The following is a 14,800-nucleotide window of genomic DNA, read 5'->3' as shown; positions in this document are numbered from 1 at the left end:
TTCTAAAAAATACTTTTTTACTTTACACCATGCAGCTTACGCTCCAACAGAAAGCCATCCTGCAAACCAATGAGGATATTGTCATTAACGCGGTGGCAGGCAGCGGCAAAACCACCACACTGATGGAATATGCACGGTCGCGCCCCACCGGTTCCCGCATCCTGTACCTGGCCTTCAACAAAAGCGTAAAGGCGGAGGCCGCCCGCAAATTTGCCGACCTCAACAACGTGAAGGTGGAAACCGCCCACTCCCTGGCCTTCGATGCCGTGGTGAAAAGAAGTCCCTACAAGGTGGTGGCCGGCTATAAAAGCTATGAATGGGTAGAGCTGCTCCGCATCGACTCGGGCGACCTGCACGTGGACTATACCCTGGCGCACCATGTCAACAAATTCATTTCGTACTTCTGCAACAGCACGGCCCAGAAGGTGCAGGAGCTGAACTATGCCGAAACCGTTTCGGAAGCCAAGGCCCACCAGTTCGTCCAGCATTTTTATACGAATATCGAGCAGTACACCCGGCAGGCTTTGGCCCGCATGGATAAAGGCGAAATTGCCATCACCCACGACTTTTACCTCAAAAAATTCCAGCTGGCCAATCCCCAGCTTCCCTACGACTATATTTTATTCGATGAAGGGCAGGATGCCAGCGGCGCCATGCTGCAGGTGTTTTTGCAGCAGAAGGCCCGCAAGGTCATCGTGGGCGACGTGCACCAGCAGATCTACGGCTGGCGCTATGCCATCAACAGCCTCCAGCAGGCCCCTTACCCGCTTTACCCGCTGACCCACAGCTTTCGCTTCGACGATGAGATCGCCCTTATTGCCAACAAAGTGCTGGGCTGGAAAAAGCACCTGGGCGAGCCGCCGGCCATCCGCGTAATTGGCGATGGTAAAGGCGAAGGGCCCATCCTTACCCGGGCGACGCTGGCCCGCACCAACCTCAGCCTGCTGTTGAATGCGATCGGGCAATGGCAGTCGGGCCGGTTGCGCAAAATGCATTTCGAGGGCAACATCAGCAGCTACACCTTTGCCGACGAAGGCGCTTCGCTTTACGATGTGCTGAACCTGCACAACAACAAGCACGAAAAGATCAAGGACAAGCTGCTGCAGACCATGACCGACCTCAAGGACCTCGAAGAATATATCGAACAGACCGAAGACAACAGTTTGCGCATGATTGTCGACGTGGTACGCCAGTACGGCAACGACCTGCCCCGCCTGATCGGCGAGTTGAAGGACAACCACGTGACCGGGAAGGAGGATGCCGAGATGATCTTCAGCACCGTGCACCGCTGCAAGGGGATGGAATACGACGAGGTGACCTTGCTGAATGATTTCATGACGGAGGAAAAGCTGGTCAAGGCCTGTATGGAAGGGGGCAGCGCGATGAAGGAGCCCGACCGCAACCGGCTCAACGAGGAGGTCAACATTTTGTATGTGGCCGCTACCCGTGCCCGCAGCAAGCTGATCCTGCCTACCGAGCTGTACCCGTTCCGGAGCCTGCAGTTCCAGGCATCTGCACCGGCCCAGCCCGCTCCCTATAAGCGAAAGTTTTCCGAGGAAAAGAAGTACCCCTCCCGCTATGGGGATGAGAAGCCGAAAACAACGAGGTACACCGAAGAAGACGAGGAGGATTGGCTGTTCTTCAACCGTTCGTCGAACCGTTCCGCCAGCCGCCCTCCTGCCCGGAAGGAAGGAAAGAAAGCATCGGCCGGCAATACCGGCAAGCCCTGGACCCGTTCGGAGGAGCAGGAGTTGACCGACCTGTACCAGATAGGCGCTTCCCTCCAGGAAATTGCCGCCACCCTGAAAAGGGGCGTCGGCGGCATCAGCCACAAGCTCAAGGCGATGGGACTGATCGACGACGATTACCTTTAAGCTCTTAACAGCTAAAACCTTATGCAGGTTTCCCCTTACATTCGTTAAATAGATGCTAATGTGCCCGCTTATTAACGACTAAAGCTTTTTCATTAGGCCGAGGCGTCTTACTTTCGCCTCGGTTTTTCATAGGATATTGGATTTTAATACGGGGCTGAATTTCTATTCTGGCCCTTTTTTTTGCCCCTATGTGTCGTTTCGGTTGCGCCTCTTCCCTATTCACCTCCTTAAGTACGTTTTCGTCTACCTAAATTCCTCTTTCACCGAAACCTGCCGGCATAGCCCCCGGGGTGGCCGTACCTTTGATTCATCAAACGATCCAAACCCTTTGAAAGCCTTTTATCCAAAAAATATCCAAAAGTCTAAACCGACCGTTTCCATTATCCTGAAAAATCCAAAAGATCCGTGTACCCTTGGAACCTTCCAGATCCTGAAAAACCAAAGGCGTCCATTATCCATGATAGAAGAAATTAGTCAACGCCTTATAAACCATCCCCTCCCCGAGGGGATTTTTATTTCCCGGTTGGTTTCTTGCACAGGGCATTTATGTTTTGCTGACCATCAATTTCCCTAACAGATCAGGTATTTTGAAATAGCATATGGGGGAATTCACTTCATCCTAAGGAACCCGATACGCCTGATCACTCTTCCCTTTTAAAACTGGCGAGTTCCAATTTCCGACCTGCCCGCTACCCACCAAAATGGACAACTAGCAGTTAAAGGAGCAACCTGTGAACGGAAAAAATCTTTGGAAAAATGTTTAAATTTATTTTTCCAATTTGAAAATTGCCCCTATTTTCGCGGCCCGATCAACAATAGCGGGATGTAGCGCAGCCCGGTAGCGCGCTTCGTTCGGGACGAAGAGGCCGCTGGTTCGAATCCAGTCATCCCGACTTCAAAGAGAGCAGTTCTGAAAAGAGCTGCTTTTTTTATGCCCTACAAGGACATCAGCACCACCAAAATCGGTATGCGGACCGGGGCGTCATGGGCCTGGCCCTGTGCCCGGGAAATGTTTGCGTAGTCGCTACATTCCGGTTGTCAAAAACAGACAGGGCGATGCAATTATTTAAAGTATCCATCCACGAACGGGGACATAAAAAGGACTACCGCACTGTGCCGTAAAAACCTGTTACATGCGGGATGCCGAAGGCGGGAAACCGACTGGAGAAGAATCCGGGTTTTGCCCCAAATGCAAACAGCACCTGCTCGGGAAGGGCTGGAAATTATAAGCGGAAACATAAAAAGAAAAACGCAAGCCTCTGTTCAATGGAGCGCTTGCGTTTTTGAATTATCGGGAATTCATCTAAACAGAAGCCAGCACCTCTATTTTCCCACGGGTAACTTCATTATTTACGGTGCGGTATAACTGAAGCGGGTTGTCGTTCTGGAGTTCTTCCGGCAACAATTCGTCGGGCCAGTTTTGAAAGGCTACGGGGCGGACAAAGCGTTTGATGCCATCCGCACCGACGGCCGTGAAGCGGGGATCGGTGGAGGCCGGGAACGGACCGCCATGCTGCATGCTCCAACAAACTTCCACGCCGGTGGGCACGCCGTTCAGGATCAGTCGGCCGCAACGCTCCTGCACCAGGTCTGCCAGGTCGCTGTATTCGGGCAGTTCTTCGGGCGTGGCCATGAGGGTGCCGGTCAGTTGCCCTTCCAGGTGGCGGGCGACTGCCAATAATTCATCGCGGTGGGCACACCGAACAACCAGGGAATAAGGACCGAAGACTTCCTGCTGCAATACTTCGTTGCGGAGGAAAGCGGCGGCGGTTACCGTGGCGATGGTGGGGCTTCCGCAGCCGGCAGCCGCAGGCTGGCCCGATTCGGCCAGAACAGCAACTTCCTCCTGGGAAAGGGCCCGCTCCCGGTAGTCGCTATAAGCACGGGCAATGCCAGGATGGAGCATGGTGCCGGGTGCTGTAGATTGGATCTCCGTTGCCAGGACGTCCATGAATAGCTGGAGGTCCGCTCCTTCTATGCCCAGGAGCAAACCGGGATTGGTGCAAAACTGGCCCACCCCGAGGGTGATGGAGGCGGCATAGGCTTTCGCCAGCTCCGCCGCCGACCGCTGCAATTTCTGCGGCAGCAGGAAGACCGGGTTGATGCTGCCCATCTCGGCAAAAACGGGTATGGGCTCCCGGCGCTGGGCACCCCAATCGAATAATTGTTTGCCTCCCTTGTACGATCCGGTAAAACCTACCGCCTTGGTCATCGGGTGCTTGACCAGGGCCTCGCCTACGTCAAAGGATGCGCCGTACACATGGGCGAAGACACCTTCCGGCAGGCCGCATTCGGCTGCCGCCCGGGAAATGAGCGCCGCCACCAGGGTGGAGGTCTGGGCATGGCCCGGGTGGGCCTTCACCACTACCGGGCAGCCGGCAGCCAGGGCACAGGCGGTGTCGCCGCCGGCCGTGGAAAAGGCAAAGGGAAAATTGCTGGAGCCGAACACCACCACGGGCCCCAGCGGCACCATGGTTTTGCGGATATCGGGCCGCGGCGGATTCCGGTCCGGTAGCGCGGTATCGATGCGTACATCCAGCCAGGCGCCCCGCTCGCAGGCATCGGCATAGCTGGTTAATTGAAAGACGGTCCGTCCCCGCTCATTGCGCAGCCGCGCTTCGGGCAGGTGGGATTCCTGCATGGCCGTATGAATCAATTCGTCGCCGCTGTTTTCCAGGGCACGGGCAATGCACCTCAGGAAATGGGCCCGCTGGGCAAGGGAGCATTTACGATAGCGGTGAAATGCAGCCTGGGCCTGCTGCATCACTACGTTTATCTGTGACAGTGAGGTATCGTTATACATAAGGTTCTTAGTCTAAAAGGGTGGCCGAACGCTGAATGATTTCTTCCAACAGCTGGACTTCTTCGGGCGAGGGCATGGTGAGCGGCGCCCGTACATCGCCGGCCGTGCGGCCGATGAGGGTGGCCCCTGCCTTGACCAGGCTGACCGCATAGCCGTTCTTGCGGCCCCGCAACCGCACAAAGGGAATAAAGAAGTTTTTCAGGATCAGGGAAACGGTTTCCTTATTACCCCCCCGCAGGCTGGTATAAAACAGGTTGGCCAGCTCGGGTACGAAATTGAACACGGCGGAAGAATACGTATTCACCCCAATGGACAGGTAGGCTTCGGAAATGATCTCGGCCGTGGGCACACCGCCGATATACGACAGCCGGCTGCCGACGGTTTTGATGGTATCGTTCAACTCCTGGATATTGCCGGTACCGTCCTTCAACCCAATGAAATTGGGACAATTATCGGCCAGCTTTTGAATGTACTCGGCCGACAGCACGCCGTTGGCCCGGTTGTAATAGATCACCGGAAGGCGGGTGTGGTCCATAATGGCCTTGGCATAGGCGTAGGTTCCCTCCTGCGGGCATTCGGTCAGGTAGGGCGGCATCAGCAGCAGGGCGTTCATGCCCGCCTTTTCGGCAATTTGCGCCCCGGCAATGGCTTCGGAAATGCTCTTGCCTACGCTGGAAATCATCGGCACTTTTTCCTGGACGGTCTCGGCGGTGACGGCAACGATCTGGCGGTATTCCTTTTCCGACAGGGAAAAGAATTCGCCGGTGCCGCCGGCAACGAAAACGGAGGAAACGTTGTGCGAAACAAACCAGTCGAGGCGGGCGGCATAGCCGCTTTGATTAAAATTGCCCTGCGCATCGAAGTCGGTAACAGGAAAGGACAATAAGCCGTCTTCAAGGGAAGCCCGGATGTGTGCTAAGGATAAGGCCATAGTAATACGTTATGTGTAAGAAAATGTTTTGATGGAGAAAGCGGTTATGCGTTTAGGTAAGGGGACCCGGATTGAATAGGACGAGGTCGTTGTAGAGCCCCAGCTTATCGGTGGCGACGGTTTTGGTGCCGCTGGCGACGTCGAGGATCAGTTGAAACAGCTCCCACCCCATCTCTTCGATGGTTTTGGCGCCGAAGGCAATGGGACCGGCATCGAAATCGACCAGGTCGAACCAGCGGTGCCCCAGCTTGGAGTTGGAAGAAACCTTGATGACGGGCACCATCGCCAGCCCGTAGGGCGTGCCCCTGCCGGTCATGAAGACGTGCACGTTCATGCCGGCGGCGAGTTGGAGGGTACCACAGACAAAGTCGCTGGCCGGCGTGGCCACGAAGTTCAGGCCTTTGGTACGTACCCGTTCGCCCGGGGCCACGACGCCGGCAATGAGGCTGGTGCCGGACTTAGCCACCGAGCCCAGGGCTTTTTCCACGATGTTGCTCAACCCGCCCCGCTTGTTGCCGGGAGTGGTATTGGCGCTGCGGTCGGCCTGGCCGTTCGCCAGGTAGTTATCGTACCAGGCCATCTCGTCCTTCAGGGCCTGCGCCACCTGTTCGTTGGCGGCCCGGGGCACCAGCAGGTGAATAGCGTCCCGCACTTCCGTCACTTCGGAAAACAGCACCGTGCCGCCGGCCCGTACGATCAGGTCGGCCGCAAAACCGGCCACCGGGTTGGCGGTCAGCCCCGAAAAGGCGTCGCTGCCCCCGCATTGCAGGCCCACCACCAGGTCGGAGGCGGGACAGGTCTCGCGGCGCCGCTGGTTCAGCTTTTGGAGGTGCCGCCGGGCCAGCTCCATGATGCCGGCCACCATTTCTTCAAAGCCGGTAAAGGCTTCGTCCTGGAGGTACAGAATGGACTCGTGGGCCGTCTCTTCCTGCCGCAACAGGCGCTCGGGCCGCAGCTTTTCGCACCCAAGGCCGATGACCAGGGTCTCGTCGCCGAAATTGGGGTTACGGGCAATATTGCGAATGGTGCGGATGGGAATGATGGCAGCGGGAGCGTCGATGGCAATGCCGCAGCCGTAGCCGTGGTTGAAGGCCACGACGTCGTCCACCTGGGGGTAAAGGGGCAGCAGTTCCTTTTTGATCCGTGCCACCACGTGGTGGGCGATGCCGGCCACGCACTGCACGCTTTCGGTGATGCCTAAAATATTTTTCGTACCGACGGTTCCGTCGGCATTGCGATAGCCCTGAAAGGTGTAGCCGGCCAGGGGCTCGAACCCGGGCGCCTGGGGTTGCCGGTAGGGGATGTCTTCGAGTTCGGGCGGCTGCGGCATCTCGATGTTGGTCTCGTTCAGCCAGCAGCCTTTGGCCACGTCGGTATTGGTGTACCCGATCACCTGGCCGTAGCGGATCACCGGCGCCCCCTTGGGCAGGTCGGCCAGGGCCACTTTATGGCCCATGGGGATGTCTTCGGCCAGCACCAGGCCGTCGGCCAGTAGGGCGCCCCGGGCCGAACCCCTGGGGTTGGAAACGATCCCCACGTTATCGATCTCGGTGGTTTTTACAAAAAAATCTGCGGAGGAAACAGTCATGACGGTTCTTTTAGGTTAAGGGAAACACTTTCGATAAGATCATTACGAACACCAGCCCGGCGATGCCCATAACGGTCAGCATGCAGGAGAAATAACGGACGGTCTCGCGCTCCCGCATTCCCGACATTTCGGTAATGATCCAGAAGGCGCTGTCGTTCATCCAGGAGAACACCTTGGAGCCGCAGCCGATGACCAGGGCCAGGTAAACCGGGTGAAAGCCCAGGATGGCCGCACTGCTGAACCCTTTCATTACCCCGATGGTGGTGACCATGGCCACGGTGGCCGACCCCTGCGAGGTACGCACCACGGCGGTGATCAGGAAGGCCAGCGGCAGGATAAAGCTTTTGTACACGGAGGCCATCTCGCCGATCTGCACGCCGATGCCGGTCTGCTGCAGCATCTGCCCGAAAGCGCCGCCGGCGGAGATGATCAGCACGATCATGCCGGCGCTGGTGACCGCTTCGGTGATCACCTTCTGGAAGGCCTTGGCATCCGCCATCCGGCGCCACAGCAACAGCAGTGCAAAGAAAGCGGAAATGAACAGGGCGATGTTGCTCTCGCCCACCAGGTGGAAAAAGGCGATCACCCGGCCCAAAGCGGAATGCACATCGGTCACGCGGTCTTCGACAAAAAGCGTCAGAACGGTATTGCCGGCGATCAGCACCAGGGGCAGCACCACGGGCAGCAGGGAAATGCCCAGTCCCGGCAGGTCGGTCAGGCTCAATTGTGATTTTTCCTTCAGCTCCTCGATGGTACTATCGGGCGTATCGCGCAGGGGCAGGTCCCATTTCTTGTTGGCCCAGACCGAATAGATGTAGCCGCAAAGGATGGTGAGGATGCCCACGATGATGCCCATCACCATCATGATGCCGTGGTTGACGCTCAGCTCATTGGCCACGAAGGACGGTCCCGGCGTGGGCGGGATCATGGCATGCGCCATCACGCCGCCGCCGACGCCGCAGCTTAAATAAAGGCTTAGTTTCCGGGGATTGTGCACGCCCATGGACTTCACCAGGGGGATCATCAGGAAATACACCATGTCGATGAAGATGGGGATGGCCAGCGAAAAGCTGCCCGACAGGAAGGCCAGGGCGGCGTTCTTCTCCCCCACCCCTTTGAGCAGGCTGCGGATGATGCGTTCGGCCGCCCCGCTTTTGATAAGGGCGGAGCCGATGAGGGAGGCGAAGATGACTACCAGCCCGATCTTGGCGGCGGTATTGCCAAAGGCATGCGACAGCCGGTAGCCGATGGCTTGTTGCGAGAACTTTTCGGCTTCGGCGGCGGTCATGCCGCTGTGCAGGGCATACTGGTACAATTGGGGCTGGGCGCACAGCAGGCCGGTGACCAGCGCGGCGAATAACAGGGAGATCAGCACATGGAGCCGCAGCACGATGATACAAAAGAGCACCGCCACGATCCCGGTGCCGACAATAAAAAATGCGTTCATAGGGCAAGACTGGTTTTGATGTATGCAAATCAGGGCAATCGTTCGTTCCGCTTCCTTACTTAGCGGCCTTTTCCATTTCGTTGGCCATCAGCAGGAAGGCGCCTACGCCATGGGCGTCGTTGGTCACCACCGGCTCGCTGAGGTAGTAGCGGTAACTGCCGTCGCGGTAGGGGTTGTTGCCCAGGCCCGCGCCCCGGCAGGTATTTTTCAGGTTCAGCTGGCCGCCGGCGCCGGTTTCCAGAAATTGTTTCCGGATGCCTTCGAGGCCCTTTTTAGCTGTTTCCATGTAAGAAGCGGGCAGTAAGCCGAGGCGCACGCCTTTCGCTAACGCATACACGAACATGCAGGAGCCGGAAGATTCCATGTAGTTGCCCCTGGCATTGATGCTGTCGGTGATCTGCCACCACACGCCGGTGGCGGGGTCCTGGTAGCGGCGGATGCCTTCGGCCGTCCGCTGCAGGATCGCCTTCAATTGCTGGCGGCCGGGATGGCCTTCGGGCATGAAGTCGGGCGCATCCACCAGGGCCATGGCGTACCAGCCGATGGCGCGGCTCCAGAAGTGGGGCGAGCGGCCGGTCTTTTCGTCTGCCCATTTCATGCCTTTGGATTCGTCCCACGCATGGTACAGCAGGCCGGTCTTTTCGTCGCGGGTATGTTTTTCCATCCACACGAACTGGTTCACCAGGTCGTCGTAGGTTTTGGGATCTTTCCTGAAAATTTTGGCGTATTCGGCGTTGAAGGGCTGGCCCATGTACAGGCCGTCCAGCCACATCTGCCAGGGATAGATGGCCTTGTGCCAGAGGCCGCCCTCCAGGGTGCGGGGCATGCCTTCGAGCTGTTGGTTCACCAGCTGGGCCGCCTTGCGGTATTTTTCCTCGCCGGTGGCCTGGTACAGGAAGAGGACCAGCCGCCCCATAGGTATGTTGTCGATGCTGTATTCGTCCTGCTTGTAGGTGCGGATGGAGCCGTCCTCGTTCACGTAGTAGTCCACGTGCCGCTTGATGTAATCGAAATACTTTTTATCGCCCGTGGTCTTGTAGATCTCCTCCATGCCCCGCAGCACCACCGACTCCTGGTAGTGCCAGCGGGCCGTGCCGTCCTTGCTGGAGCCCACCACCAAAGAGTCTTTCCATTTGTTCATGGCCGTAGCCGCCAACTGTTGCGATAAGGGCTGGCCCTGGGCAAAGACACCGCCTGCCGCCAGCAGCAATAAGGACAAACCTAAAAATTGTTTGCGCATGCTGATGATTTTAATAAAGTGAAAAAAGAGAGCGCTTATTTGTAGCCTTCGTTCTGGGTGAATTCCGTTTTGTTCACCACGGCATCGAGCTGCTTTTGCGGGATGGGCCGCAACACGTGGTAGTCCTTTATAAAGCTGGCGGCTTCGGGGTTGTACTTACGTACCCGCTCCACCAGCTTGCCGGTGCGTTTGAGGTCGAACCAGCGGAGCTGCTCGCCGGCAAATTCGCGGGCCCGTTCATCGAGGATGAAATCGAGGCTGATGTCGGTGGCGGAAACCTGCATGGCGGCCGTTTGCCCGGGCTGCGCCGCCCGGCTGCGGATGACGTTGATGTCGGCGGCGGCATCGGCGGGGCGCCCCAGCTTGAAGGCGGCTTCGGCGGCTACCAGGTACATCTCGGCCAGGCGCAACACAAACACGTCACGGGCGCTCTGCACCTCGTTCATCGAGGGACGGGCAGGGTCGTCGAACTTGCGGAACTGGAGATACAGGGAGTTGGCGGCGATCTTTCCATCGGCCTTGTACATCTTGCTCTCGTCGATCACCAGGTATTTTTTGGTGGCCTCCACGGCATCGGGCATTTCCCCTTTCATGGCCAGGATGGCGGTATCGCCCACGGCCAGGCTTACCTTGATGGTGTTGCCGCCTATCTTCTTGTCGTAGGTGCCCCCCTTGTTGCAGATCCAGGCCTGCTTGAAGGTGGCTTCGTAGCGGGCATCCTTGGTTTCATCAAAAAGGTTCAGCAAAAACTTCGTGGGCATGTAGCGGGCGAAGGGCCGGCCGTTGGCCACGTCGCGTTGCATGCCGATGGCGCCGGCAGCGCTGCGCTCGTAGGCCATGCAGAAATGCAGGTGGCCGTTGTTGCCGCCCCGGGGATGGCCGTCGGGATTGATGATGGTGGTGGTGCCATCCGTATTGGTCACGGTGGTGCTCAGGTCACCATAGGTCAGGTTGGAAGTATAGTTCACCGCCCAGATCACCTCCTTGTTGGCCGCGCCGTTGGTGGCATTGGCCATGGTCCAGAGGTCCTTGTATTTGGCATTGAGGGCATAGCTATAGCCGGAGATCACCTTTTTGGCCAGGTCCAGCGCCTGCTGGTTGTTGCCGCGGGTCAGGTGGATGCGGGACAGGAAGGCTTCGGCGGCGGGTTTGGTGGCACGGCCCCACTGGGTGCTGGTGGGGGGCAGGTTCTCCACGGCAAAGTTCAGGTCGGCAATGATCTGCTCGTAGAATTTCGCCACGGGCGTGCGGTTGGAAGTGGTTTGGGCCGCTTCGGTGGGCTCGGTGGTAAAATGCACGCCGCCCCACTGCTCCACGATATGCCAGTAGTAAAAAGCGCGCAGGAACCGCAGTTCCGCTTCCCTTGTTTTCTGCAGGGAGGGGGCCATGCCCGACTTTGCCACCCCGGCGATGCCGGCATTACACAGGTTGACGGCCTGGTACGAGCGCTGCCACAGCCGCTCGATAAACACTTCGGTGGCCGACAGGCCGGCTTCGGAGCCCTGGAGGTTGTTGTACAGCATCAGGTCGAGGCGGCGGTTGTCCACGCCGGGCAGCCACAGGTCGCTGCCCATTTCGGTGAGGTTGTAGCCTTCCTCCTTGCCGTACCAGGCACGGGTGTAGGAATAGGCGGCATTCACCAGCGATTCAAAGCCTTCGGGGGTGGTGTACACCAGCTGGCTGGTCAGGCCCGAAGGGTTGTCTTCGGCCAGTTGTTTCTGGCAACCGGTGGCGGCGGCAAGGGACAGGGCGATATAGGCGATCAGGGATATCTTTTTCATGAGTAGTCTGGTTTGGGAATTAGAAATCGAGGTTTACGCCGGCCACGAACAACCGGGTCATGGGGTTGGAAACGGATCCGCCGCGTTCGGGATCGTAGTTTTTCACCTTGCTGTAGGTGTACAGGTTCCGGGCCGTGAGGTACACGCGGAGCGAAGAGAGGCGCAGCTGCTGCAGCAGGTCTTTGGAGAAGGTGTAGCCCAGGGTGGCATTGCGCAGCTTGGCAAAGGAGCCGTCCTTGTAAAACAGGGTGCTGTAGTACAGGGTGGACGCCTGTGTTTTGTTGGCATTGGGCCGGGGGAACTCGTTGGTGGGGTTTTCCGGCGTCCAGTACACATGGCTCAGGCTGTTGGTATTGGCCGAGGGGTCGTAGCTGCCGGTAAAATCATACTTCATCATTTGTCCCCAGCGGGCGAATACCTGGAAGCTCAGGTCAAAGTTTTTGAACTTGAAATCGTTGGTCAGGTTGCCGCTCCACTTGGGCCGTACCGATCCCAGGATCACCCGGTCGGAGGTGGCGTCGATGCGCCCGTCGGCCTTACCGTCGGCGCCGCTGACGTCCCGGACGCGGATATCACCGACGGCCTGGCCATAGGTCCTTGCCAGGGCGGAGTCGGCGGTCTGCCAGATGCCGGTTTTCTGATAATCGTAAAAAGCCTGGGTGGGCTGGCCGATGAACCAGCCGTTGGCCACGTCGTTGGACGAGGTGGCCAGGGCCATGATCTCTTCTTTTACTTTCCACCAGGAGGCGTTGATGTTCCAGCGGAAGGCGCCCTGGTTAATCACGGAGGCATTGAGGCCCAGCTCCACGCCGAGGTTGCGGGTCCGCCCCACGTTCTCGATGATGCTGGACACGCCCGAGGTCAGGGGCAGCAGGCGCTCGAGCAGCAGGTTCTTGGTGCGGGTCTGGAACACGTCCACGGTACCGCTGATGCGGTTCTTCAACAAACCGAAGTCCAGGCCGGCGTTGTAGGTGGTCGACAGCTCCCATTGCAGGTCGTCGTTGCCGATGCGGCTGCTGAAGGTGTAGCCGATGGCGGGCGACTCGTCGAAGGCGAAGGGGACGCGCACTAAATTGCTTTGGGTGGAATAAGGCGACACGGCGGAGTTGCCGGCCACGCCATAGCTCAGGCGCAGCTTCAGGTCGGAAAAGGCATTTTGATTCAGCATGAAGTCTTCCTTGATCAGGCGCCAGGCGGCGGAAGCCGAAGGAAAGAAGGCCCACTTGCGGCCGGGGCTCAGCTGCGAGGCGCCGTCCGAGCGGCCGGTCAGCATCAGCAGGTATTTTTCTTTGTAGCCGTACTGGATCCGGCCGGCGGCGGATACCAGGGAGCTCTTGATAAAGGCGGTGGAGGTGGCCACTTCTTCATTGGCATTGGCCAGGCCGTAGAACGACTGGTAGGCCAGCAGCTGGTTGGTGCCCTGGCCGGTGATCAGCTCGGCCCGGTTTACCAGGTACGACTGCACCGCCGTCAGGGTCAGCGCATGGTCGTCGAAGTTGCGGGTGTAGTTCAGTACGTTTTCGAGGTTGAAGTTGGCATTATTGCCGTTGACATAGCGGCTCAGGGGCTTGGCGCCGTTGCGCTCGGTAGTATAGGAGCCGGCGTACAGGCCGTCGCGGGAGTTGGTCACCGTCACGCCCAGGTTGGAGCGGAACATCAGGTGCTTCAGGGGCGTGTACTCGAGGTAGGCCGAGTTGAACAGGCGGGAGGTGCGGTTGTTGTTGACATAGTTGCCCTCCACTTCTTCCATCAGCGGGTTCACCGATCGGCCGTTGTTCAGCAGGGGCACCAGGTGGCCGGCCGAATCGTAGGGCAGCTCCAGGGGGTTGAGGCCATTGGAGGCGCCCAGGGCGTCGCGGCGGCTGTCCTGGAGGTAATAGGTCAGCTGGTTTTGCGTACCCACCTTCAGTTTCTTGGACAGCGTGTAGTCGGCATTCACGCGGACGGAATAGCGGTTCAGCTGGTCGTTTTTAAAGAGGCCTTTTTCCTTGAAATAATCCAGGGAGGCATAGAAATTCGTTTTCTCGCTGCCAGCGGAAACACCCACCTGCACGTCCTGCTGCGCTCCTTTGTGGATCAGGTAGTCTTTCCACACCACGCCGGGGGAGTTTTGCAGGTTGCCGAACAGGGCCGCGTCGTCGGCGGGGCCGTTCCATTTGCCGGTGGTGCGGTTGGCCTCGCGGCGGAAGTGTTTGAATTCTTCCGGCGACTGCACATCAGGGTAGCCGTAGATCTCGGAGGTGCCGGCATAGGTATTCACCGAAATGCGGGGCTGACCGGTCTTGCCTTTTTTGGTATTGATGATGATCACACCGTTGGCGCCGCGGGAGCCGTAGATGGCGGTGGAGGCCGCATCTTTCAGCACTTCCATGGACTGGATGTCGTTGGGGTTGAGGTCTTCGAAGTTGGTGTACTGGATACCGTCCACGATGTAGAGCGGCTGGTTGGAGGCGGTCAGCGAGCGGTTGCCGCGGACCGATACGTTGGCCTTGGCGCCGGCCGAGCCGCTGCTGCGGGTGATGTCCACTCCCGGCACCTTGCCCTGGATGGCTTCCATTACGTTGGAGGCGGGCACTTTCTTCAGCTCCTCGGGCTTTACCGAGGTCACTGCGCCGGTAAGGTTGCTTTTCTTTACCGCTCCGTAGCCGATCACCACTACCTGGTCGAGGGTGCCGGCGGCGGCTTTCATGTCCACGGCCAGCGTAAAGGTGGTGCCTTCGCGGAGGGTGTAGCCCGACAGGGTCTGGGATTCGTAGCCCACGATGGAAAAGGCAATGCTGTAGGGGCCGCCGGCCGGTACGCGGGAAAAGGTGAAAACACCGATGGAATCGGTTTTGGTGCCGAGGGTGAATTTGGAGCGGTCGTGGCGGAGGATGACCGAAGCGCCGGGCAGGGGTTCGCCCTGGGGGCCTTTCACCACGCCTTTTACGAAACTGTTATGCTCCTGGGCCCCGGCCGTCAGGGGCAGCAGGAAGGGTACAAGCAAGAAGAGCACGAGCAGGGATATCCCGGCTTTGAGGGGAGTAATCGTCATATGGCTGTCGTTTGTGTTTGGGGAAGAAGCCGTGTACAGGGTTTCCGGCTTTCCCGGTGGAAGTGCAATCAGGTTTATTTACAAAGGAAGGGACAGGGGCAA

Annotated in this window: 8 protein-coding genes and 1 tRNA gene; 2 read left to right on the top strand and 7 right to left on the bottom strand. The window is 58.4% G+C overall.

Going from position 1 to position 14,800, the window contains the following annotated elements; genetic code table 11:
• Window positions 1-29: 29 nt before the first annotated feature.
• Together V9K67_RS01035 and V9K67_RS01030 are read left to right on the top strand one after the other, a co-directional pair.
• Window positions 30-1,874: a UvrD-helicase domain-containing protein gene (locus tag V9K67_RS01035; protein WP_336719448.1), complete on the top strand. Its 1,845-nt coding sequence runs from the start codon at window positions 30-32 to the stop codon at window positions 1,872-1,874.
• 819 nt (window positions 1,875-2,693) lie between these two features.
• Window positions 2,694-2,767: transfer RNA gene (locus V9K67_RS01030), tRNA-Pro, on the top strand.
• A gap of 410 nt (window positions 2,768-3,177) precedes the next feature.
• On the opposite strand, the gene V9K67_RS01025 is transcribed toward V9K67_RS01030, so the two are convergent.
• Genes V9K67_RS01025 through V9K67_RS00995 form a run of 7 tightly spaced genes read right to left on the bottom strand, consistent with a single transcriptional unit; the run spans window position 3,178 to window position 14,698 of the window.
• Window positions 3,178-4,677, bottom strand: a complete 1,500-nt coding sequence (locus tag V9K67_RS01025; protein WP_336719447.1) for an aldehyde dehydrogenase (NADP(+)) — start codon at window positions 4,675-4,677, stop codon at window positions 3,178-3,180.
• Between the two features lie 7 nt (window positions 4,678-4,684).
• Entirely contained in the window at window positions 4,685-5,608 is a 924-nt protein-coding gene (locus V9K67_RS01020) for a 5-dehydro-4-deoxyglucarate dehydratase (RefSeq protein WP_336719446.1), read from the bottom strand.
• A gap of 52 nt (window positions 5,609-5,660) precedes the next feature.
• On the bottom strand, window positions 5,661-7,196 hold the full coding sequence (garD, locus tag V9K67_RS01015) for a galactarate dehydratase (RefSeq protein ID WP_336719444.1): 1,536 nt from the start codon (window positions 7,194-7,196) through the stop codon (window positions 5,661-5,663).
• Between the two features lie 10 nt (window positions 7,197-7,206).
• Window positions 7,207-8,643 (bottom strand): GntP family permease, encoded by a 1,437-nt coding sequence (locus V9K67_RS01010; RefSeq protein ID WP_336719442.1) that lies wholly within the window; start codon window positions 8,641-8,643, stop codon window positions 7,207-7,209.
• A gap of 55 nt (window positions 8,644-8,698) precedes the next feature.
• Window positions 8,699-9,883 carry a glycoside hydrolase family 88/105 protein gene (locus tag V9K67_RS01005; RefSeq protein WP_336719441.1) on the bottom strand — a complete coding sequence of 395 codons (1,185 nt, stop codon included), beginning with the start codon at window positions 9,881-9,883 and terminating at the stop codon, window positions 8,699-8,701.
• 35 nt (window positions 9,884-9,918) lie between these two features.
• Window positions 9,919-11,664, bottom strand: coding sequence for a RagB/SusD family nutrient uptake outer membrane protein (locus V9K67_RS01000; protein WP_336719440.1), 1,746 nt, complete (start codon window positions 11,662-11,664; stop codon window positions 9,919-9,921).
• A 19-nt stretch (window positions 11,665-11,683) separates the two neighbouring features.
• Complete coding sequence (locus V9K67_RS00995; RefSeq protein ID WP_336719438.1) at window positions 11,684-14,698, bottom strand: SusC/RagA family TonB-linked outer membrane protein; 3,015 nt, start codon at window positions 14,696-14,698, stop codon at window positions 11,684-11,686.
• Window positions 14,699-14,800: the final 102 nt, after the last annotated feature.

It is taken from the genome of Huijunlia imazamoxiresistens (assembly GCF_037132455.1).
Classification (GTDB): Bacteria; Bacteroidota; Bacteroidia; order Chitinophagales; family Chitinophagaceae; genus Flavisolibacter; species Flavisolibacter imazamoxiresistens.
This window is presented reverse-complemented; position numbering and strand designations above follow the sequence as displayed.